Source organism: Fischerella muscicola PCC 7414 (assembly GCF_000317205.1).
Lineage (GTDB): Bacteria > Cyanobacteriota > Cyanobacteriia > Cyanobacteriales > Nostocaceae > Fischerella > Fischerella muscicola.
Map to the genome: position 1 here is coordinate 56,111 of NZ_AJLK01000065.1, position 19,851 is coordinate 75,961.

Consider the following 19,851-nt stretch of genomic DNA (forward strand, 5'->3'; position numbering starts at 1 on the left):
ATGATCAATAAGACGTTGTAATGGAAGAGCGATATAGCGTGCAAACACCCGCCAATCCCTGGATTTATTCGGCTCCTTTTTTTCAAGGGTTGCCCGAAACTGTTGTCGAGGTAGCTTTAACTCATCTTGTTACTCGCACTCACCCAGCTAATCAGGTGATTTTGCTGGAAAACGACTGGGGAGGTTCTGTTTATTTTATCATTGAGGGATGGGTAAAAATTCGCACTTACAATCTTGAAGGTAAAGAAGTAACGCTGAATATTCTCGGCAAGGGAGAATTATTTGGCGAAATGGCGGCACTAGATGAAGTGCCTCGTTCTACAGATGTAATTACTTTAACTGGAACCATCATTGGTAGTATGCCTGCCCAAGATTTTTTGAAGTTACTTCAAACAGAACCTTTGGCAGGAGTAAGGTTAGCACAATTAATGGCACGACGCCTACGACAAGTAAATCGGCGGTTACGGTTGCGAGAATCTGACAGTCAGTCTCGCGTAGCAGACACGTTATTGTTTTTAGCAGAGGGACAGGGTAAAAAAGGGCAAACAGGAACCGAAATTCCTAATTTACCTCACCGGGAATTGAGTAGTTTAAGTGGACTGGCGCGGGAAACTGTAACCAGAGTATTAACGAAGTTAGAAAAAAAAGGCTTGATCAAACGAGATCAGGAACTAATTTGTATCCCTGATTTGTCAGCCTTAGAAAGAATGATTGTGTAAAGTTAGTTGTGAATGGCTAATAGTTAATCGCAATAAATTAGTAATTAGCAACAAACTATTAACTATTGACAATTGACCAATGACTAATTACTAATTACTAATGACAGAAAAACCCGTAGATCAACAAGATAATTTAAGACGACCACAATTAAAGCTAGATGCGCCTTTACGGATGATGGAAACGGCGTTTTTAGCAAGTACTGCTAGCTTGATTTGGTTTATTAATTTTTATTTTCCTTTAGGGCCATTACTGCGGATATTTTTTCCAGTGCCGATCGCTCTCGTCTATCTACGTTGGGGCAAAAGAGCTGCATGGATGGCGGCTGTAACTTCTGGGTTACTGTTGTCGGTATTAATGGGGCCAATCCGCAGTTTGTTGTTTGTCATGCCCTTTGCTTTTATGGGAGTACTTTTAGGGGCTGCTTGGTATCGCCGCGTCCCCTGGATTGTTTCTATCAGCTTGGGTACTGTATTGGGTACTTTGGGCGTATTTTTTCGGTTGTGGTTGCTGTCTTTGTTATCAGGGGAAGACCTTTGGGTCTATGTTATTAACCAAGTTACAGAAATAGTAGAGTGGATCTTCCTAAGGCTGGGAATTTTGTCATCCCCCAGTACATCGTTGATTAATTTGGGAGCGATCGCGTTAATTATATTCAATAATTTTTTGTACCTATTTATCGTCCATATAGCAGCCTGGCTATTACTTGATCGCCTTGGTAATCCCATCCCTCGTCCTCCCCACTGGGTACAAGTTCTGATGGATTATGAATAATAGTTAGTTACTGGTTGTTTGTTGGTTGTTGTTTGTACCTACCAACAAACAACTAACAACTAACAACTAAACTTTATGATTCGCATTTATACCGAAATAGAACAGGGTAAAGAGTGGATTGCTCGATATCGTGGTTGTCCACCTTTGTTTGCCTGTGTGTTAGGTTTTACCGAAACTGGTTTAATACCGGGAATTTCCGCAGCCGGTCGCACGAGTGAGGATCGCAAATTCACGGCCGTTGCTGATGCTGAATTTCTTTACTACGGAGCAGGACACAAACCTCAGTATCCTTTACCACCTTTAACTGCTGGAGCATCACCCGTGTTGATTTCTCGGGCTGTGGTAGAGGCGTTGCACATTCCAGTTTATTTCTTTAATGCTGGTTTACCCTACCCTCCCAATATTCCAGTTATTGATTTGGGTGGTACAGCCGCTAAATGTTTAAGTCATGGTAATGCTTTGGAACTAGCAACAGTAGAGCATTTATTGGAAGTGGGACTGCTTTGGGGTGAATGCTTAGCTGCCAAGGTTCAAGGAAGTTACGTGGTTTTGGGTGAGTGTGTAGTCGGTGGAACGACAACAGCCTTGGCTATTTTACTTGGTTTGGGAATAGACGCAGCTGGAAAAGTCAACAGTAGCCACCCTACTTGTAACCACACACAAAAATTGGCAGTGGTACAGGCGGGACTTGAGAAGATGAAGGAAAGATGGGGAGGTGAGGTGTTGGGAAGGTTCAGAGAATCCACCCCATCTCCCCATCTCCCCATCTCCCCACCTCTCCAGATCGATCCCCTCCAACTAGTTGCCGCAGTGGGCGATCCGATGCAAATAAGTACAGCAGCAATGGCGATCGCCCTAAGTCGCAGTTGTGGTGTTTTACTGGCTGGGGGAACACAAATGCTAGCAGTATACGCACTCATGAGAGCGATCGCTATGATTTATGCATTACCTTGGCGATCGCAACAAGTAGTAGTGGGTACAACTCGCTGGGTCGCAGAAGATCCCACAGGTAGTACTGTCGAATTAGCCCAACTGATTAACTATAGTGGTAGTCCTGTCCCTTTACTCGCTACTCAATTAAGTTTTTCTAACTCTGGTTATCCCCAACTCCAAGCCTATGAGCAAGGCTTTGTCAAAGAGGGTATGGGGGCTGGTGGTGTGGTAATTGCTGCTCATTTATACCAAAATTGGCAGCAAAATCAGCTTTTATCAGCAATTGAAACTCAAATTGAGCGTATGCTCTCAATCAATAGTAATTAGCCTTGTGTCATTTCTTCAAACTTAATGATTAATGACTATTGACCAATAACTATTGACTAATAACTAAAATTAATGAATTCTCTTTAGTAATAATTGCTCTTCTAAAGCAGCAATTCGATTGTATGCTGCTGTTAATTGGGCTGTGAGTCTTTGAATTTGAATTTCTGGTGCAATATGCTTATCTCCTCCCTGAAGATTCGAGTCTGAATAAATTTCGTCTGCTATCACATCCTTATGTTCCATCTCTGTGTTAAAGCTGATATGCCTTTTAAAATGAAAACGACTAGAATCGCTATTTTCTAGAACATTCTCTCTATCTTCGTCTTTGACATCTAACCGACAAACCGACAAAGCTTGAGATACTTTATTATCAAGCTGTTCTATTACTTGATATAAGGCATCTAACTTAGAACTTAGAGATAGCACCTGCTTCTGCAATGGCTCCATTTAATATGCTCATTCACTTATTTTTCTCTATGGTATTCAATATAGTGGCAACGTTAAACATACTTATGAATTTTTTAAGCTTCAATATTATTTTTTTAAATAAAATATTTAAGTACTCATTTAGCAATAAATCTCAATATATTTAAGAATGCAACTAAAATTATTTATTGAGAAAGATGAATAAAGAGCAATTTCCGCCAAAAAATCGCTCTTTGGTTTGATTACACTAGCTTTTGCCAGCATCAAAAAAAGAAGTAAGTAAGATGTATGATCAAAATTTGACAAATTGTCTAACCAGCTAGAATAGCTGAGGTTGAAACAATTAATAAAATTATCTAATCAAAATCTCAAATTCTAAATCAATGTATAGACGGTCGTTTTTACAAGGTGCTACGACATTAGCTCTGGCGCAGATGTTGATTGGGTGTAGTGGTAACAAACAAACTACCTTGAGGGTTCAGTTGTTGAAAGGTTCAATTCCTGGCCAGGTGGTTGAGCAATTCCGCCGTAATTTGGAAAAGGAAGTAAATTTAAATTTTGCCCCTGTAGAGCAATTACAAAGCTTATTTGAGGAATTACAAAGTTGGTACAATCAGTCTCAAGCTAATCATCAGCAGGAATGGAGTTTTAATCTACCTTTTGGCTCATCAGAAAAACCTAATATTGCTGACTTAGTGACATTGGGAGATTACTGGCTCAAAACATCAATAGAAAAGAAACTGATTCAACCACTAGAAGTAGAACAGCTAAAACAGTGGGCTGTATTACCACAACGTTGGCGAGAATTAGTGACACGCAACGAACAAGGTTTTCTGGATGCCCAAGGAAAAGTATGGGCAGCTCCTTATCGCTGGGGTAGTACAGTAATAGTTTATCGTCGTGATAAATTTCAACAATTGGGGTGGACGCCAACAGACTGGAGTGATTTATGGCGAACTGAACTACGCGATCGCATTTCTTTGCTTGACCACCCTCGAGAAGTTATTGGTTTGGTCTTAAAGAAGTTGGGAAAATCTTATAATACAGAAAATTTAGATGCAATTCCCGGCTTAGAAGCAGAACTACGTGCTTTAAATCAACAAGTAAAGTTTTACGATTCTACAAAATATTTAGAACCACTCATTATTGGTGATACTTGGCTAGCGGTTGGTTGGTCAGATGATGTATTGCCAGTAGTAACCCGCTATCCGCAACTTGCTGTAGTAACTCCTCTGTCAGGAACAGCATTGTGGGCAGATGTTTGGGTAAAACCTACGGGTATTAACCAAGCAAACTTAGCTTACAAATGGATTGATTTTTGTTGGCAACCAAATATTGCTGAACAAATTTTTATCCTCACTAAAACAAATTCACCCATTCCTACAAATATTCAAGCCTCTGGCATTCAAGAACAATTACGCAACTTCTTACTAAATAACGATGAAATTTTAGTGAAAAGCGAATTTTTGCAGCCTTTTCCTCTTGCTGTAGCTGCTCAATATAAATCAATTTTTGCCAAAATTAAGAGTTAGTTAGTAGTTGGTAGTTGGTAGTTAGTTGTTGTAGAGACGTGCCATGGCACGTCTGTACAGTAGTTAGTAGTTAGTAGTTAGTAGAGATGCGAGGAACATCGCGTCTGTACAATAGTTGTTCGTGGGTAGGGGCATAGACGCGCCGATCAACTTCTCGCAGAGTATCATTTGTATGAATACATTTGTGTAAGTTTAAATATCTTCGTACAAATGCTGCACCTTACAGTAGTTAGTAGTTCATTGTCAATGATTATTCTAAACAACAATCAATAACCAACAATCAACAACCAACAACCAACAATCAACAATCAACAACCAACAACCAACAACCAACAACCAACAATCAACAACCAACAACCAACAACCAACAACCAACAATCAACAATCAACAATCAACAATCAACAATCAACAACCAACAATCAACAACCAACAACCAACTTTCCTACAAAGAATTTCCTAAACCAAAGTTGTTTTGATAATTTATTTTTATCTTACACAGTAATGGATTTGTATTAAAATTACATGTATAACTTGCTAAACTTTCCTTTTGATAATTAAAAACCCGAATGTTGTAACCATAACTTCTAGCAATATCTCCTAAGCGATTTACAAAATCGTATCGCTCCAGATAATCCAGTAAACTCCAAATTTGTTGATTCACAATTACATCTACTCGCGCAGGTTGGTGATTTGTGAATGGATAAGCTATCCAGTTATCCAGGAGTTTGTTTTCGGAAGTTTCTTTAATCCACCATAAACTAGGAATACTCAATTTTCCTTGATCAATGGTATTAGCTGTAATCACAGAATCTTTAGGATTAGTCAACAGGTCTAATTCTAAAGGCGCATTAGAAGGAGAGGGAATTGATGGACTTTCTGCTAGTAATGGTTGAGTAATTAAGCAAAAAATAGTAGTTAGGCAGGTTCCTAAGACTAGAGCAAGCTGGCGCATAAAATCTGTTGATTGTTGCTCATTTCAATATCGAAAATTATGTACTTGAGCGTCACTAAGTACAAAATTGCATAAGTTTGTAATTTTATTAAAACGCACCAAGTAGCAGAGTTAGCGCTAAGGGACGCAGAGTGTTGCCATTTTTAACACAGATGTGAACGATCGCTTCGTCTAAGTATAGGGTGGAAAATAGCCACCCTATAGATGTATTAATGAGTTGAACAAGTATTAAGACACAGATTCAAATCGACGGTTAACCTCGTCCCAGTTCACTACATTCCACCAAGCATTTAGGTAATCTGCACGGCGATTTTGATACTTGAGATAATAAGCATGTTCCCAAATATCATTACCTAGCAGAGGGTAGAGTCCTGTTGTCAGTGGACTGTCTTGATTGGAAGTCGTGACAATTTCCAACTTATGTTCGGGGTTAAAGACTAACCAAACCCAACCACTACCAAATTGCTTGATGCCAGCATCATTAAATTGTACTTTGAAGTTGTCAAAGCTACCGAAAGTTGCTGCGATCGCATCTTTGATTTTTCCTGTCGGTTCTCCTCCACCCTGAGGACTCATAAGCTGCCAAAACAAGGTGTGGTTCGCGTGTCCGCCTGCATTGTTTCGCACAGTGGTACGAATGTCTTGGGGAATGGCGTCCAAATTAGTAACTAAGTCTTCGACAGTTTTACTTTGTAGATCAGGATGCTTCTCTAAGGCAGCATTTAAGTTGTTAACATAAGCAGCGTGATGCTTATCATGATGCAACTGCATGGTTTGAGCATCAATATACGGCTCTAGTGCAGCATAATCATAGGGCAATGGCGCTAAGGTATGAGCCATTGTATACCTCCTAACAAAGTAATTGAATTGAGCGGAAAACTATCTGTATAAGCCTCTGTTAAGCATTCGTAGTTGCTATCAAAACAAAGGTGAGCAGTACTTGTGGCAAGTTCTGTAACTTCAGGGTTTCATTTGCCAAACAAATTATTCTCTATATATAAATCATAGTCATAATGATTATGAATTGCAACTGATACCATTTCACGTTAATCACGATCCATATAAATTTGTAGAGACGCGCCATGGCGCGTCTCTACACGCCTGTATTTGTATCAAGGTTTTAGTGAAATGGTATGAGTTGGCAATTTACATTTAGACGTATACATAGAAGCAACAAAAAATCCCGGCAAAAACAACCGGGATAAGCACAGAAGAGTCAATGATAATAAAAAATATTATTGATAATGATTAGGACAAGTAGAAATTCTTAGCTAACCGCACTTGTAAGCAAACAGTAGATAAAAGCAAGTTTGTTTTGAGGGCTGAAGCCCTCAAAAGTACAAATACACTTGCCACTCCTGACTAGTGACTTTGAAACAAAGCTTGAAAGCGTTGATCAGAACTAATTTTGTCAAAATCTGAGTGACTTTTGATGGTTTCTAAATACTCTGGACAAAGGCTAATTGCTTGTTCTAGGTTGGCAATTGCAATTGGGATATTATGGTTTTGGGCGTAACAACGAGCTGTGTTGTACCAAATTACGGGGTCGTTTGGTTGTAATTTTGCAGCTTGATTGTAGCTAGCGATCGCCTCATCATAATTTTCTATATGTTCCCACGCTATACCTTTGTTTAACCAAGCTTTATAGTTATTAGGTTGAATAGATAACGCACGATCAAAGCTCTTGATTGCTTTTTGATAATGTTTCCATTCATTCAAAGTTACGCCTCTGTTAAACCAAGCCATCACGTTATCAACATGAAATTCAATGGCGCGATCATAACTGTTGAGAGCTTCTTCGTACCGCCTGAGTTCTCTTTGAGCATTACCTTTGTTGTTCCAAGCCCAATAGGCATCTGGTTGTAACTTCAAACATTGGTTAAAGCTAACTATTGCTTGTTGGTACTGCTGTAAGTCGCACAAAGTCAATCCGCGATTGTGCCAAATAGTGGCAGCATTGGGGTTAAACTCGATGGCGCGATCAAAGCTGTTGAGGGCTTCTTGATGTCGTTCTAGCTTGCCTAAAGCAATAGCTCGGTTATGCCAAACCCAACTATCATTGCTACGTAATTTCAGCATTTCGTCAAAACAAGCGATCGCGTCTTCGTGACGACCCAACGAACCCAACGCAAAACCCTTTTGGAACCAAGCTTCTGGATAATCTGGCTTACACCTGAGTGCTGTATCGAGATTGGTGATCGCCACTTCAAATTCTTGAACCTTATTGCGTCGGAGTCCTTGCTGGAAAAAAACTCTGCTTCCAGGTTGAGAGTCAGCTTAAACGAGTTTGGCATCATACCCTAGAATGATTTTTTCTTTTATATTTAAAAAACAATAACATAACTTAATAGCTAAATTCCTTATTGATTGTTAAATGCAAATAAAAAGCCATTCCTTAGGAGCTTGCTTAAATACCCAAATTAAGCTAGTTATCCAAGGAAATTTTTCAAAGATTTGTATTTAGGAATACTAAGTGAAACAATCTAATGAATAACCGAACCACGGGTTACACCTAGCTGATTTTGCAACTTCAACTCGCGCCAAAGTTGGGAACCTGTGATTTTGCCTTTCAGTAATTCTTGATATTGGTGTATCGTTTGAGTGACATACTCAGGAGACTCATTGACAAATTCAATCCGGAAGTGACGTAAGCCCAACTCTATTAAACGTTGTACATACTCTGCCCCTGTTTGGGCTGTACCATTAAATACCGTATTGCGACAACCAGCATCAGCATGAAGGATGTGTTCTGTACCAATGCGATGTCTGTCGACAAGCCGCTTCGCGTCTACGCGTAGTTTTACTTCATGCTTTTCACACGGTCGCCCACAATTACGGAAGTCTGTACCGCTAGATAAAAAGGCACAAAATACACAATGTTCCATATGAAACATCGGCATATGTTGATGGATAGTCACCTCAAACCAATCAGGGGGACTACTTTTAAGTAGGTCTTCCAGTTGGTTTATATTCAAATCGTAGGAAGCAGTCAGGCGTTCTAAATGAAAGTGGTTTTTAAATAAGTCTGCTGTGAGAGGATTAGCAACGTTGAGAGAAAAATCTCCAATACAACGTTCATCAGCAAAGAATTCTAGATGGTCATAATTCCGTACCAAGTAGCCATCAGCTTTACACGAACGCACTTGCTGTAAAATCCAATTTTCTCCAGGCTTAGTAATTCGAGGTGGTGCAACCCAGATGGTAGGAGTGGGAGAGTCGCTTTTTTGGTGAGGTGTTCTGAGATGGGGTGATGGGGTGAAATTTTCTCCCCATCTCCCTATCTCCCTATCTCCCCATCTTCTCTGTTGGCGTACCATCTCCACCGCCTCGCGGTACTTGCGGGGATCTTCAAATTCACAATAGATAGTATCAACGCCTGTTGTGAGTGCTGCTTGTAGTTGCTGAAGATTACGTACTAATACAATGAGAGATGGGGTGGTGAGATGGTGGGTTGATAGAGAGGGGAGTAAGTCTGAAAGGGAAGCATTGGGATTTAGTTGCCAACGCTTGGGTTTTCTTCGCAGGTTATCTAATTGGGTGACTATTTCTCGTCGCATTCGATTTAACTCACTCACGGGTAGCATCAATTCTCCAGTGAGGTTAGTTGTCAATTCACCCAAACGGAAAGGAGTATTACCCAGGCGACCGAATTGTTCTTGTAAACGTTCTGGAGTCAGAGGTTTGTTGTGTGCTGCTACTAGTGGTGTAGAAGATTCTACCTGAACGACATGACCGAGTTCATCACGTGCGATCGCCACTAAATTTTGTTCAATTTCTCCGTATACCTCAATCTGAATCGGACGCTGATACTGTGGTATCTCCCCAGCGAAACTCTGCCGCAATTGCTTATCAAGTTCTGGATCGCTGGTTTTCCAAACCTTATCGCCTACATGCACTCGCCGCCAATTCAAATCCCGTCGTCCGAACGTTAGGATGGTTTCTTTTCCCTTTTGTTCTACCGCATAGATACGTCCGCCTTCTTCCTTGGACTCTGGATGACCGCAGTCAAACACAACACCATCACCTGGTTTCACAGGTGCTTCTAGCCTGAGGATCACCTTTTCATTATTGATGCGGATTACTTCTCCCAGGTAAACCCCTCGCTTTTTTCCAAAGCGGGCATGAACCAATTCTTGATTGTTAATTCCACGGAACCATCCAGTATAAATTCCCCGCGAAAAAGCCATCTCTAAGTTGTACCGTTCCTCAGAAGACGCGGAAAGAATATTTTCCTTTACCTCTGCCCCTTTAACCTTTTCCCTATTGTGAAGCGCTTCCTTCTGCCCTCTGCCTTCTGCTTTCTGCCTTTGTTCCATCACCCGATCCAACGCTTGCCGATAAACACGAGTCACATTTGCAACATACTCTGGAGACTTCAACCGCCCTTCAATCTTGAGACAAGCTACACCGGACTTCACCAAATCAGGCAAAACCTCTAACCCTGCTAAATCTTGGGGACTGAGGAGGTATTTTCTATCTCCTAAATTCACAACTTCCCCATCAGCAATTAACTCATAAGGCATCCGGCAAGCTTGGGCGCATTCACCCCGGTTAGCAGAACGTCCTCCTAGTGCTTCGCTTGTTAAACATTGCCCAGAGTAAGCAACACACAACGCGCCGTGAACAAACACCTCCAAAGGTAGCGAACTGCCTCTGTATGATAGTTGGCTTTGAATTTTATTGATTTCCTGGAGAGAACATTCACGGGCAAGCACAACTAAATTACACCCCAACGATTCCGCAAATTCCACACCAGCAGTACTAGTAATAGTCATTTGGGTAGAAGCATGAATCGGAAAATCAGGTGATAGGTGACGAATGAGACGACAAATACCGATATCCTGCACAATTAACGCATCCACACCAGCTGCAATAATCGAGCGAATATATTGTTGTGCTTCTCTCAGTTCTTGGGGAAAGATCAAAGTGTTGAGAGTGACATAACCTTTAACACCACGGCTGTGCAGGTACTCCATTAATTCTGGCAAGTCCGCCTCAGTAAAGTTTTCCGCCCGCATTCTGGCATTGAACCGATCTAAACCGAAATAAATTGCATCTGCACCATTTTCGACAGCAGCTTTGGCACATTCCCAATTACCAGCTGGGGCGAGAAGTTCGGGAAGTTGGAATTTGGCTGAAGTGGTTTCGGAGGTTTGTAGGCGATCGGCTTTCATCGGTACTAAGGCAGGATAGGTGATACCTTAGTGATTTTATCGTTGCTGGGGGGATGGTGGGGGAGGGAGGAGAGTAGGAATAAAAACGAATAGGTGAGGATACATATATTTTACAAAAACAAGCTCCGCAACTTTGGGAATATCTCTGTAGTCATAGCGATCGCACTAGTACTCTACATTGCATCCAGATCAATTCCCATCTCTTGCAACTTAGCTACAAAGGCTGCTTTCTTCAACTCAGTTTAATTAGTAGATGACAGGGTTTTTTCTACTGTTGTTGTCTCATTTTCTGAATTTGGGAAAAATTTCTTCGCTACCCAATAAGTCAAAATGTGAGAAAGTAATCCCATTGGCCCAGCAAATAAACATAAGGCAAGGGAGTGAATTGTCCAAACTCCTGTTTTCTGTCCTTGTAAATAAATGTAGCGACCGACAAACAAATCCATTACTAAAAAATGAATCCAACCTGTAGCAGCCGCTTTTTCATCAGCAAAAAATTTGGCGATGTCTGCTAATTGAGGATTCGATAATGCTTGGGCATTTTCTGGTGTAATGCTGCTGACAAATAAATATATGTAAGCTAATGCTAACGGCAAAAAAGGAATATAAGATTCCATTACCCGGCGAGTCATTTTCCAGTTGGGTAAGAAAATCATTAAAACCCAAAAAGGTAAAACGTAAAGATTGGCGATATTAAACAGTTGAGCGATCGTCATAGCTATTATAAATACAAATAGTAGGTAAATTATGAGGTCGTGAGCAACTATTGTCCACCTCGTGAACGAATGATCTGCCCTGTAATCCACTGGGCTTGTGATGAGGCAAGAAATAATACTATATGTGCAGCATCTTCTGGTGTTCCAACACGACCAAAGGGTGCTTTTACCTCAAGTTCTCTCAGGAGTTCATTACTCATCCAACCTGTATTTGTTGGGCCGGGATCTACTGCATTTCGTCAAATGGTCTATAGTACGTTGTAAAAACATTTGCCCCACCTTTTGCTAATGAATGTGCGATCGCAGCACCAATACCAATGTGTCTGCTAACTCCGGTCACAAGAGCTACTTTACCTGTTAAACCATAATCTATCATGGTACTAACACAAACTCGCTTCTAACTGTGCTGCAATTTCAGTGCGATTGAGTTTGCGCCCAATAAAAACTAGCTGGGTTTGCTTTGCTTCATCTGGTTGCCAAGGGCGATCGTAAAATTGTTCAAAACGTGTCCCCACGCCTTGCATGACTAAACGCATGGGTTTGTTGGGTACTGCAACAAAGCCTTTAATCCGGTAAATTTCTTGTTGTTGGGCAAGGTTTTGCAATTGTTTTTGCAGTATTTGCGGGTCAAAATCACGGTCTAAAATTAAGTGCGTTGCTGTGATTTCTTCGTCGTGATCGTGATCTTCTTCGGTATCGTGGTGACTGGGACGATTATCTAAGTTTTCTTCAACTGCGGCTTGAAATCCTAATAAGATAGACGGATCAAGTTGACCTTGATTACTTTCTACGATCTTGACGACTCTGGGTAATTCTTGTTTAACTAAATCCTCGACTTTTGCTTTTGTTTCTTGGTCGATTAAATCTGTTTTATTTAAAATCACTAAGTCTGCACAAGCCAGTTGATCTTCAAATAATTCTTGTAAGGGTGTTTCGTGTTCTAAACTATCATCTGCTTGTCTTTGTGCTTCTACTGCTTCTGGATCACTGGCAAAAGTTCCAGCTGCGACTGCTGCACAATCTACGACGGTAATCACAGCATCAACTGTAGCACCAGAACGAATTTCTGGCCAGCGAAATGCTTTTACTAATGGTTTTGGTAATGCTAAACCAGAGGTTTCGATCAAAATACAATCGATGCGATCGCGCCGTTTGAGTAATTGTTGCATTGTCGGCAAAAATTCTTCCTGCACTGTGCAGCACAAGCAACCGTTGGTTAATTCAAAAATATTATCTTCACTTTCACCATCTTCTGGGCAAATTTGACAGGATTTTAATAGTTCGCCGTCTATACCAAGTTCACCAAATTCATTGACAAGAACAGCAATGCGTCGTCCTTGATTATTTTGTAACAAGTGGCGAATCAAAGTAGTTTTACCACTTCCTAAAAAGCCGGTGATTACGGTGACAGGAATTTTTGTAGCCATGCTGTAAATAATCTTTGTATAGTCTTAAAAATAAGTAATTTTCAGAAAGTAAGTCGGCACGAATGTAGAGACGCGAGGAACATCACGTCTCTACAAGATGGCCTATCTGTCGCATTCTTTTGGCGAATTGGTATTACTTATCTTTACACAGTTTGTTTTTTTCACCTCGTTTTACTTACCAATTTTTAATTTTTAATTTTTAATTTTTCATTGTTTTAGGGGTAGTCTCCTTGCGCTTACCCATGCCTGCTACAGGTAATCTCAAGGCTACTACCCCTAAGATGTTTTATGCGAGATTTAGTACTATCTGATTTTAGATTGGCAACTAATTATTGTTTCTACAATTCAAAATCTAAAATTGTTACAGCTTTTACTCGGCTGTGGCGAGTCCGGTTTCAGTACTGCCGCGAGTCCGACGACGGGTAAGGGTGTTGTAAAGCATTTGCCCGATCGCTTTAATCAAATTACCTTCTAATTCGTTGAACATCTTCATGTTCATACCAAAGGCGTCGTTTGCTTCTTCAACAATGCGATCGGCTGTAGCTTCATCAATGGGGAGTTCGTCTAAAGCTTGACGATATTTATTTTTGAATGCTTTTTCGTCGTCAATATCTGCAAATTCATAGAAGGCGACGCCATCCCCATTCAGGTTCATTGCTGTTTGGGCAATTCCTTTGAGAATTTGTCCCCCAGACAAGTCACCCAGATAACGGGTGTAAGAATGGGCAACTAACAATTCTGGTTCTTTTTCAGAGACTTTCCGGATACGCTGGACGTAGGCTTCTCCGGCTGGGGATAGTTGGATTTGCTCTCGCCAGTTATTACCGTAGTAATAAGCCAGGTCTGTTTCTAAGCTACGTTGTCTGTATAGCTGTTGAAAGTTAATCTTGGAAACAATGGGGTGATCTTTGTGCTTTTCCATTTCCTCTTCCATCGCTGAATAGACGAAGTAGAGGTTGGCAACCAGCTTGCGGTAAGAGTTTTTCTCTACAACTCCTTTTAAAAAACACTTGACAAAACCAACGTTTTCTGCCATTGTGTGGGCTTTTTTAGTGCCTACACGCAATTTAGTTGCTAAATTACTGCTCATGCTAAATTTCTCAAATTTAAAAGGTAAATAGCTGCCTTGTTCAGAACGGCTACAAAAGCCACTAAAACGTTACAGTAAAGCTATTTGATGAGAATTTCTATTAATATTTTTTAAGTGTCAAGACTTTGTATTGTGCAACACAGCAACCACAGTCACTGGAACAGAGGTATGTTTAGGAATTGTAAAAAGAAATTAAAATCTGTAAAGTGATGGGGGATCGGGGAGGTATGGAGATGGGGAGACACGGGGACGCGGAGAATAACCAATGCCCAATGCCCGCCAACCACCAACCACTAACTACCAACCACTAACTACCAACCACCAACAACCAACAATCAACAACCAACAATCAACAACTAACCACCAACATAAATTAATTTTTTGAGATTGTTTTTACAAAAGCTTCACAAAAAATTTAAGTATTTCTGCTTAAATGAGAGCTGAGGAACAAATAAATCTGTAAAAAGAAAACAAATCAGATATCGTGGTAAAACCTAATTCATAGGGGATTAGTCATAATCTTCTGTGTGTCTGTGTGGAGTGTTTCTACTTATGGTCTCATCTATAACTCGGACTCAAGGCTTTGGCGGCAGTTCTGCTTCTGAACCTGATAAATTGCAGAAAGTTATCGAGGGTAGCCTTGCGCCCAATAGCATCTCATTACCGACAACTCCCTTGTTTGGCACAGACGGTATTCGTGGGCGAGTAGGGGAATTACTGAGTGCGCCTCTAGCGTTGCAAATTGGTTATTGGGCAGGTACTGTATTACGGTCTTATGCTGCTGATTCAGGATCAGTAATTGTTGGGCAGGACTCAAGAAACTCCAGTGATATGCTGGCTATGGCCTTGAGTGCAGGGTTAACAGCAGCGGGGCTAGAAGTTTGGTATCTGGGCTTATGTCCCACTCCATGCATTGCTTATCTCACTAGTATGAGTGATGCCATTGGTGGGGTAATGATTTCTGCTAGCCACAATCCGCCAGAGGATAACGGCATCAAAATTTTTGGTGCTGATGGTTTAAAGTTACCCCAAACTTTGCAGGCAGAAATTGAAGCCGGACTGCGGGGTGTGGCAGCATCTACTAGTGTCAGCAATTGTGGTAGACATTATTCACGCCCGGAGTTGCTAGGAAGTTACACAAATGCGTTAACACAGCCTTTAGAGACAGTTAATCTCCAAGGCATGAAAGTAGTTTTAGACTTGGCTTGGGGTGCAGCAGTTGGGTTAGCGCCATCGGTATTTGAGTCGATGGGGGCAGAAGTTATCTGTTTGCATCACCAACCAGATGGCGATCGCATTAACGTCAACTGCGGTTCAACTCACCTAGATATTTTGCAAGCAGCAGTTAGGGAACACAATGCTGATCTGGGTTTTGCCTTTGATGGCGATGCTGATCGCGTGTTAGCTGTAGACAATCATGGACGGCAAGTCAACGGTGATTACATTCTTTACTTGTGGGGACGCCACCTCCAGCAAAAGCAAGCATTGCCAGATAACTTAATTGTGTCTACCGTCATGGCAAACTTGGGCTTTGAAAGAGCGTGGAAGCAGAACGGTGGTAAACTGATTCGCACACCAGTAGGCGATCAATACGTGCAAGCAGAAATGCAGAAAACTGGCGGTATGCTGGGAGGAGAACAATCTGGTCATATTTTATGCCGTCACTACGGCATCACAGGAGACGGATTACTCACCGCCTTACACGTAGCAGCCTTAGTCAAACACGCGGGTGCTTCCTTGGCAGAAATGGTAGATCAAAGCTTTCATACCTATCCCCAGCTATTGCGGAACGTACGAGTAGAAGATCGTCACAAACGCATGGCGTGGCAAGAATGCCAACCTCTGCAAGCAGCAATAGCTAAAGCTGAAGCCGCAATAGGTGATACTGGGAGAATTTTAGTTCGTGCTTCCGGTACAGAACCAGTGATCAGAGTCATGGTAGAAGCAGAAGCAGCCGATCTTGCTAATTACTGGACGAATGAATTAGTACTGCAAGTGCAGAAATATCTGGGTTGAGGGATCGGGGATCGGGGATCGGGGATTAGTATTTATTCTCCCCATCACCCCATCTCCCCATTGCCCCCAACCCCACAAAGTGGGGATCCCTAGCCCCCCATTGCCCCTAATCCCCACTCCCCTAAGGGAGTGGGGATTAGGGGCAGTGGGGAGGTGGGGTGATGGGGTGATGGCATTGATAATTTCTTCTGTCACCGCCAATTGAAACACACTCAACCGCGCCAGAAACTTTTTCTCTTCCACTGCCAAAGCATCCAGCAAAGTCCGCGCCAAAATATTCTCGCGGAACTTTTGCTCAGTCGCTTCTAAACGAGTCAAAAGCGCATCTGATTCTAAACTCGGTTGCTGAATGATTTCTAACAGCCATTTCAACAAACGGGGATTCCCATCGGCTACTTTAATAATCCGTCGCGTGATTGGCTGTTGCTGAATTTCTTTATCTAAGGGACGGCAGATTTTATCAATATCGCTTTTGCTCATCGCTGCCAAAGATTCTAAATGCAGGCGATGGGGTGGTAAAGTGTCTGGTTGCAAATAGCGACAGGTGACAATCAACCGACTCACAGCGTTATTTTCTGCCAGCGCGGCACAAATCGCTTCTAAAATGCGGTAGGCTTCTGCTGTCATCCGCAATGAGCCATCTTCAATGTTAGCTTTGGGGATATTTTGCTCAAAGTCATCCAACACCAACAGCAAAGGCTGATTGTGTTCGTTTTCGATCGCCTCAAAAAAGTTTTGTAGTCGTCCCTTCAGAGAAACCTTTGGTTCGTTGAGGAGTGCGGGAACATCAGCAAACCGTTCGTACTTACTGGAAAGCTTATTTAGTAACCCTATCTCATCCAAAGGCCCAATCAACACCACCTGCTGAAACTCTTCGCGCTGGCTTCTGACTCTCGTACACAATCGCGCCGCCAAGGTACTCTTACCCAGTCCCCCCATCCCAGCAATAAATACGCCGATGTTGTCGCTGGTTTCCCGCAACACCCGTAAACATCTTTGTAAAGCCCGCCTGCGTCCGACAAATTCAAATCGACTGGCGACTTTAACTATATTATTCTCATCCAAAAATTCGTTTTCTGGCGGTGTAAATACCAGCTTTTCTCTTCCCTTGGTTCTCAAGGGTGTTACCAACTCCTGAATCGGGCGCGTATCTCGATAAATCCGCAACAAGTGCCAATCGGTGCATTTTTCAGCAATCATCTCTTGCTGGGCGACTTTCACCGCTTCTTCTACCGTCGCCCCCATCGCCAAAGACTGATACAGCGCCTTTGCTGCAATAATACCCGTGCGATCATACACCGGACGCGCCCAACCCAAAACTACACCCGCCCCCGCCTTCACCAATTGTTGCGCCATTGAGGGTACTGTCCCTTTGTTTGCAACTTCTCCCGTGTGACAACCAGAGAGAAAAATCACCCTCGGCCAACGTCCGCGAAAGGCTTTGGCAAGATCACTTACAGTAGTAAGTTGTACATTCCCCACCTCATCCTCCGTAATCAAGCAAGGGGTATGATCTGCTATTCTTTGTCCTGGGCGCAGCAAAAAGCCATAGTCTTTGTTGGTATAAATTAACGCATGTCCCGTGATGTGAAAGACATCAAAATAATCTTGCTCGTAGGATGCAACCAGATTTTTCAACTCTTCAACGGATCCACTTTCCTCGACAATCAACGCCAACGACTGATCCTTGGTTGCTTGCAGAATATTGGCTTCTTCCCTTTCAAATTCCAGCGTCGCAACTCTAGGATCTTCTGGTGCAGTCGCCATAAACAGCAACCGCAAAGGGCGATTTTGCACACCAATAATTTGGGTGTGACGTTGCTGCATAGAACGCACTGGTAAGACTGCTATATCTTGCCGTGTCAGTAAAAAAACTGTACCATCATGTAACAATTCCCACGGTAAATGGGCAAGTCCCAATGCCATCCGTTCTGTTTGTGGGTTTAATGCTTGTGCTTCGCTGGTTTGAATTAAATCTAAATAAATCGTCCCCTCATCTGCTTCATCTAACGCCCTTCTCAGCCATCCTTCTTTACCGTCTAGCCAGTGATAAAGTCGTCGTCCTAATTGGATAAGTTCGGGTAGACTGTCTTTTTGTCGAGGATAGTAGTTTTTTTCACATACTTCAATTAACGCGCCCAACTCCACACTATCCAGACGCCGCGAACCATAATCACACCTTAGTTCAAATGTCTGATTTTGTGTCAAAGCAAAGCTGAAGGTGAGGGGCATAGCTAGACTAATTTAATATTGCTATCTTAATGATTCCCAGTATAATCACTGGATTTCGGAATCAAAGCTTTGTTAGTGGTTAGTGGTTCTTTGTGAGTCAGTTTTGAGGTTTGAATCCTCAAGTTTGACCTTTTGATGCTCAAGTTTGATGTTCTGAAGGTAAAGTTTCTTGTTTCAAACTACAAGTTTTTCGTTTCAAACTTGAAGTTTTTTGTTTTAAACCACAAGTTTCTTGTTTTAAACCACCAGCTTCTCGTTTTAAACTTGAAGTTTTTTGTTTCAAACTACAAGTTTTTCGTTTCAAACTTGAAGTTTTTTGTTTTAAACCACAAGTAAAAATAAAATCACTGTAGTGGCGCGTATTTTAACATCATTTTTCTTGAAACGCACCGTGTTATCGGCGGTGCGTTAGGCTTTAGCCTAACGCACCCTACTTAAGATTTACTAATTTTCTCTACTATTGCCCAATCCCCAATCCCTGATCCCTATCCCCTTACACCGTTAAACGAGATTTCCTCAACAACCAACTTGCGATCGCGACTGCTGCAACTAATAATAAAAATGTCACCACAACCAGCGCCGCCCCATACCCAAAATCTAAATAGCGCATGATGGTCGAGTAGATATATAAAGATACAACTTCCGTAGCACCACCAGGCCCGCCGCCAGTCATCACAGCAATTAAATCAAAAATCCCGAAAGCTTGGGCAAATCGAAACAGCATCGCAATCAGAATTTGCGGCATCAACAGTGGTAAGGTAATTTGATAGAAACTTTGCCAAGGTCTAGCACCATCAATGGCATGGGCTTCGTACAAATCTGAGGAAATTGACTGCAAACCAGCCAGCAACAAAATACTAATAAATGGTGTAGTCTTCCACACATCTGCAAATACAACTGCAATCATCGCCAGGGTTGGTTCTCCCAGCCAATTAATCCCAGTTTGAATTACACCCAATCTCAGCAAAATATCATTTACCACCCCAAATTGATCATTAAAAATCCACGCCCACGCCAAACCAATCAAAGCAGTAGGCAAAGCCCAAGGTATGATAGCAACAGTTCTGACTGCACCTCGTCCAAAAAATCGTTGATTGAGAATTAAGGCGATTCCCAACCCCAACACCAATTCAAAAATCACCGATGCGGTTGTAAATACAGATGAAATCCAGAAACTTTGCCAAAAACGCCCATCTCCAGCCATCCGCACATAATTATCCAAACCAGCAAAATTAGCTTGTAGCTGAGTTCCCAAATTCTTAGCAAACAAACTCAACCAAAAAGCCCGCAGAATCGGATAACCAAATACTAACAACAACAGCAGCAACGCAGGCAACAAGAAAAGCCACGCTGTTCTCTGTTCTCGACTACGCATTATACTTAAATTGGTCATTTGTTGATTGTTGGTTGTTGGTGGTTGGTAGTTAGTGGTTAGTAGTTAGTGGTTAGTAGTTAGTGGTTGATTAGTTATTTACTACTCCTCACACTTCCCCCACTCCCCCATCTCCCCACTCCCCCATCTCCCCACTCCCTT

17 protein-coding genes and 1 pseudogene are annotated in these 19,851 nt (G+C 41.9%); 5 read left to right on the top strand and 13 right to left on the bottom strand.

What is annotated here, in order from left to right:
- The first annotated feature begins 20 nt into the window (after positions 1-20).
- The 3 genes from UYI_RS0109675 to UYI_RS0109685 all read left to right on the top strand — a co-directional run bounded on the left by UYI_RS0109675 (position 21) and on the right by UYI_RS0109685 (position 2,751).
- Positions 21-719, top strand: coding sequence for a Crp/Fnr family transcriptional regulator (locus UYI_RS0109675; protein ID WP_016866465.1), 699 nt, complete (start codon positions 21-23; stop codon positions 717-719).
- A gap of 100 nt (positions 720-819) precedes the next feature.
- Entirely contained in the window at positions 820-1,491 is a 672-nt protein-coding gene (locus UYI_RS0109680; RefSeq protein ID WP_016866466.1) for a DUF2232 domain-containing protein, read from the top strand.
- Between the two features lie 75 nt (positions 1,492-1,566).
- Complete coding sequence (locus tag UYI_RS0109685) at positions 1,567-2,751, top strand: nicotinate-nucleotide--dimethylbenzimidazole phosphoribosyltransferase (protein ID WP_016866467.1); 1,185 nt, start codon at positions 1,567-1,569, stop codon at positions 2,749-2,751.
- Positions 2,752-2,820: 69 nt separating this feature from the next.
- Here the strand turns inward: UYI_RS0109685 and UYI_RS0109690 are convergent, their stop codons facing one another.
- Positions 2,821-3,198, bottom strand: coding sequence for a hypothetical protein (locus UYI_RS0109690; RefSeq protein WP_016866468.1), 378 nt, complete (start codon positions 3,196-3,198; stop codon positions 2,821-2,823).
- Between the two features lie 362 nt (positions 3,199-3,560).
- Here UYI_RS0109690 and UYI_RS0109695 point away from each other — a divergent pair, with 362 nt between their 5' ends.
- On the top strand, positions 3,561-4,709 hold the full coding sequence (locus UYI_RS0109695) for an extracellular solute-binding protein (protein WP_016866469.1): 1,149 nt from the start codon (positions 3,561-3,563) through the stop codon (positions 4,707-4,709).
- A gap of 443 nt (positions 4,710-5,152) precedes the next feature.
- Here UYI_RS0109695 and UYI_RS0109705 read toward each other — a convergent pair whose 3' ends face one another.
- From UYI_RS0109705 to UYI_RS0109745, 9 genes and pseudogenes are all read right to left on the bottom strand, one after another.
- A complete protein-coding gene (locus tag UYI_RS0109705) occupies positions 5,153-5,662 on the bottom strand; it encodes a hypothetical protein (protein WP_016866471.1) in 510 nt (169 codons plus the stop codon).
- A 228-nt stretch (positions 5,663-5,890) separates the two neighbouring features.
- Entirely contained in the window at positions 5,891-6,502 is a 612-nt protein-coding gene (locus UYI_RS0109710) for a superoxide dismutase (RefSeq protein WP_016866472.1), read from the bottom strand.
- A gap of 522 nt (positions 6,503-7,024) precedes the next feature.
- Positions 7,025-7,956 (bottom strand): annotated as a pseudogene (locus tag UYI_RS32360) (tetratricopeptide repeat protein).
- Between the two features lie 189 nt (positions 7,957-8,145).
- On the bottom strand, positions 8,146-10,836 hold the full coding sequence (locus UYI_RS0109720; RefSeq protein WP_016866474.1) for a U32 family peptidase: 2,691 nt from the start codon (positions 10,834-10,836) through the stop codon (positions 8,146-8,148).
- A gap of 242 nt (positions 10,837-11,078) precedes the next feature.
- Complete coding sequence (locus UYI_RS0109725; protein ID WP_016866475.1) at positions 11,079-11,552, bottom strand: ABA4-like family protein; 474 nt, start codon at positions 11,550-11,552, stop codon at positions 11,079-11,081.
- Positions 11,553-11,599: 47 nt separating this feature from the next.
- The gene (locus UYI_RS38870) at positions 11,600-11,752 is read right to left on the bottom strand and encodes an SDR family oxidoreductase (RefSeq protein WP_016866476.1); all 153 of its coding nucleotides are present in this window, start codon (positions 11,750-11,752) and stop codon (positions 11,600-11,602) included.
- Between the two features lie 26 nt (positions 11,753-11,778).
- Positions 11,779-11,928 (bottom strand): hypothetical protein, encoded by a 150-nt coding sequence (locus UYI_RS38875; protein WP_016866477.1) that lies wholly within the window; start codon positions 11,926-11,928, stop codon positions 11,779-11,781.
- Between the two features lie 4 nt (positions 11,929-11,932).
- The gene (gene cobW, locus UYI_RS0109740; protein ID WP_016866478.1) at positions 11,933-12,979 is read right to left on the bottom strand and encodes a cobalamin biosynthesis protein CobW; all 1,047 of its coding nucleotides are present in this window, start codon (positions 12,977-12,979) and stop codon (positions 11,933-11,935) included.
- A 370-nt stretch (positions 12,980-13,349) separates the two neighbouring features.
- Positions 13,350-14,069, bottom strand: a complete 720-nt coding sequence (locus UYI_RS0109745) for a biliverdin-producing heme oxygenase (protein WP_016866479.1) — start codon at positions 14,067-14,069, stop codon at positions 13,350-13,352.
- A gap of 552 nt (positions 14,070-14,621) precedes the next feature.
- Here UYI_RS0109745 and glmM point away from each other — a divergent pair.
- Positions 14,622-16,085: a phosphoglucosamine mutase gene (glmM, locus tag UYI_RS0109755; RefSeq protein ID WP_016866481.1), complete on the top strand. Its 1,464-nt coding sequence runs from the start codon at positions 14,622-14,624 to the stop codon at positions 16,083-16,085.
- On the opposite strand, the gene UYI_RS32365 is transcribed toward glmM, so the two are convergent.
- From UYI_RS32365 to UYI_RS0109770, 3 genes are all read right to left on the bottom strand, one after another.
- On the bottom strand, positions 16,053-18,317 hold the full coding sequence (locus UYI_RS32365; RefSeq protein WP_016866482.1) for a CHAT domain-containing protein: 2,265 nt from the start codon (positions 18,315-18,317) through the stop codon (positions 16,053-16,055). The two genes, glmM and UYI_RS32365, sit on opposite strands and share 33 nt — an antisense overlap.
- A gap of 139 nt (positions 18,318-18,456) precedes the next feature.
- Entirely contained in the window at positions 18,457-18,600 is a 144-nt protein-coding gene (locus tag UYI_RS36705) for a hypothetical protein (protein ID WP_157226323.1), read from the bottom strand.
- Between the two features lie 210 nt (positions 18,601-18,810).
- Entirely contained in the window at positions 18,811-19,710 is a 900-nt protein-coding gene (locus tag UYI_RS0109770) for a carbohydrate ABC transporter permease (RefSeq protein ID WP_026085853.1), read from the bottom strand.
- Positions 19,711-19,851: the final 141 nt, after the last annotated feature.

Coding starts and splice junctions, on each gene's coding strand:
- UYI_RS38875 (WP_016866477.1), bottom strand. CDS start 11,928: ATGATAGATTATGGTTTAACAGGTAAAGTAGCTCTTGTGACCGGAGTT.
- UYI_RS0109675 (WP_016866465.1), top strand. CDS start 21: ATGGAAGAGCGATATAGCGTGCAAACACCCGCCAATCCCTGGATTTAT.
- UYI_RS0109745 (WP_016866479.1), bottom strand. CDS start 14,069: ATGAGCAGTAATTTAGCAACTAAATTGCGTGTAGGCACTAAAAAAGCC.
- UYI_RS0109770 (WP_026085853.1), bottom strand. CDS start 19,710: ATGACCAATTTAAGTATAATGCGTAGTCGAGAACAGAGAACAGCGTGG.
- UYI_RS0109680 (WP_016866466.1), top strand. CDS start 820: ATGACAGAAAAACCCGTAGATCAACAAGATAATTTAAGACGACCACAA.
- UYI_RS0109705 (WP_016866471.1), bottom strand. CDS start 5,662: ATGCGCCAGCTTGCTCTAGTCTTAGGAACCTGCCTAACTACTATTTTT.
- UYI_RS0109720 (WP_016866474.1), bottom strand. CDS start 10,836: ATGAAAGCCGATCGCCTACAAACCTCCGAAACCACTTCAGCCAAATTC.
- UYI_RS0109695 (WP_016866469.1), top strand. CDS start 3,561: ATGTATAGACGGTCGTTTTTACAAGGTGCTACGACATTAGCTCTGGCG.
- UYI_RS32365 (WP_016866482.1), bottom strand. CDS start 18,317: ATGCCCCTCACCTTCAGCTTTGCTTTGACACAAAATCAGACATTTGAA.
- glmM (WP_016866481.1), top strand. CDS start 14,622: ATGGTCTCATCTATAACTCGGACTCAAGGCTTTGGCGGCAGTTCTGCT.
- cobW (WP_016866478.1), bottom strand. CDS start 12,979: ATGGCTACAAAAATTCCTGTCACCGTAATCACCGGCTTTTTAGGAAGT.
- UYI_RS0109710 (WP_016866472.1), bottom strand. CDS start 6,502: ATGGCTCATACCTTAGCGCCATTGCCCTATGATTATGCTGCACTAGAG.
- UYI_RS0109690 (WP_016866468.1), bottom strand. CDS start 3,198: ATGGAGCCATTGCAGAAGCAGGTGCTATCTCTAAGTTCTAAGTTAGAT.
- UYI_RS0109725 (WP_016866475.1), bottom strand. CDS start 11,552: ATGACGATCGCTCAACTGTTTAATATCGCCAATCTTTACGTTTTACCT.
- UYI_RS38870 (WP_016866476.1), bottom strand. CDS start 11,752: ATGAGTAATGAACTCCTGAGAGAACTTGAGGTAAAAGCACCCTTTGGT.
- UYI_RS0109685 (WP_016866467.1), top strand. CDS start 1,567: ATGATTCGCATTTATACCGAAATAGAACAGGGTAAAGAGTGGATTGCT.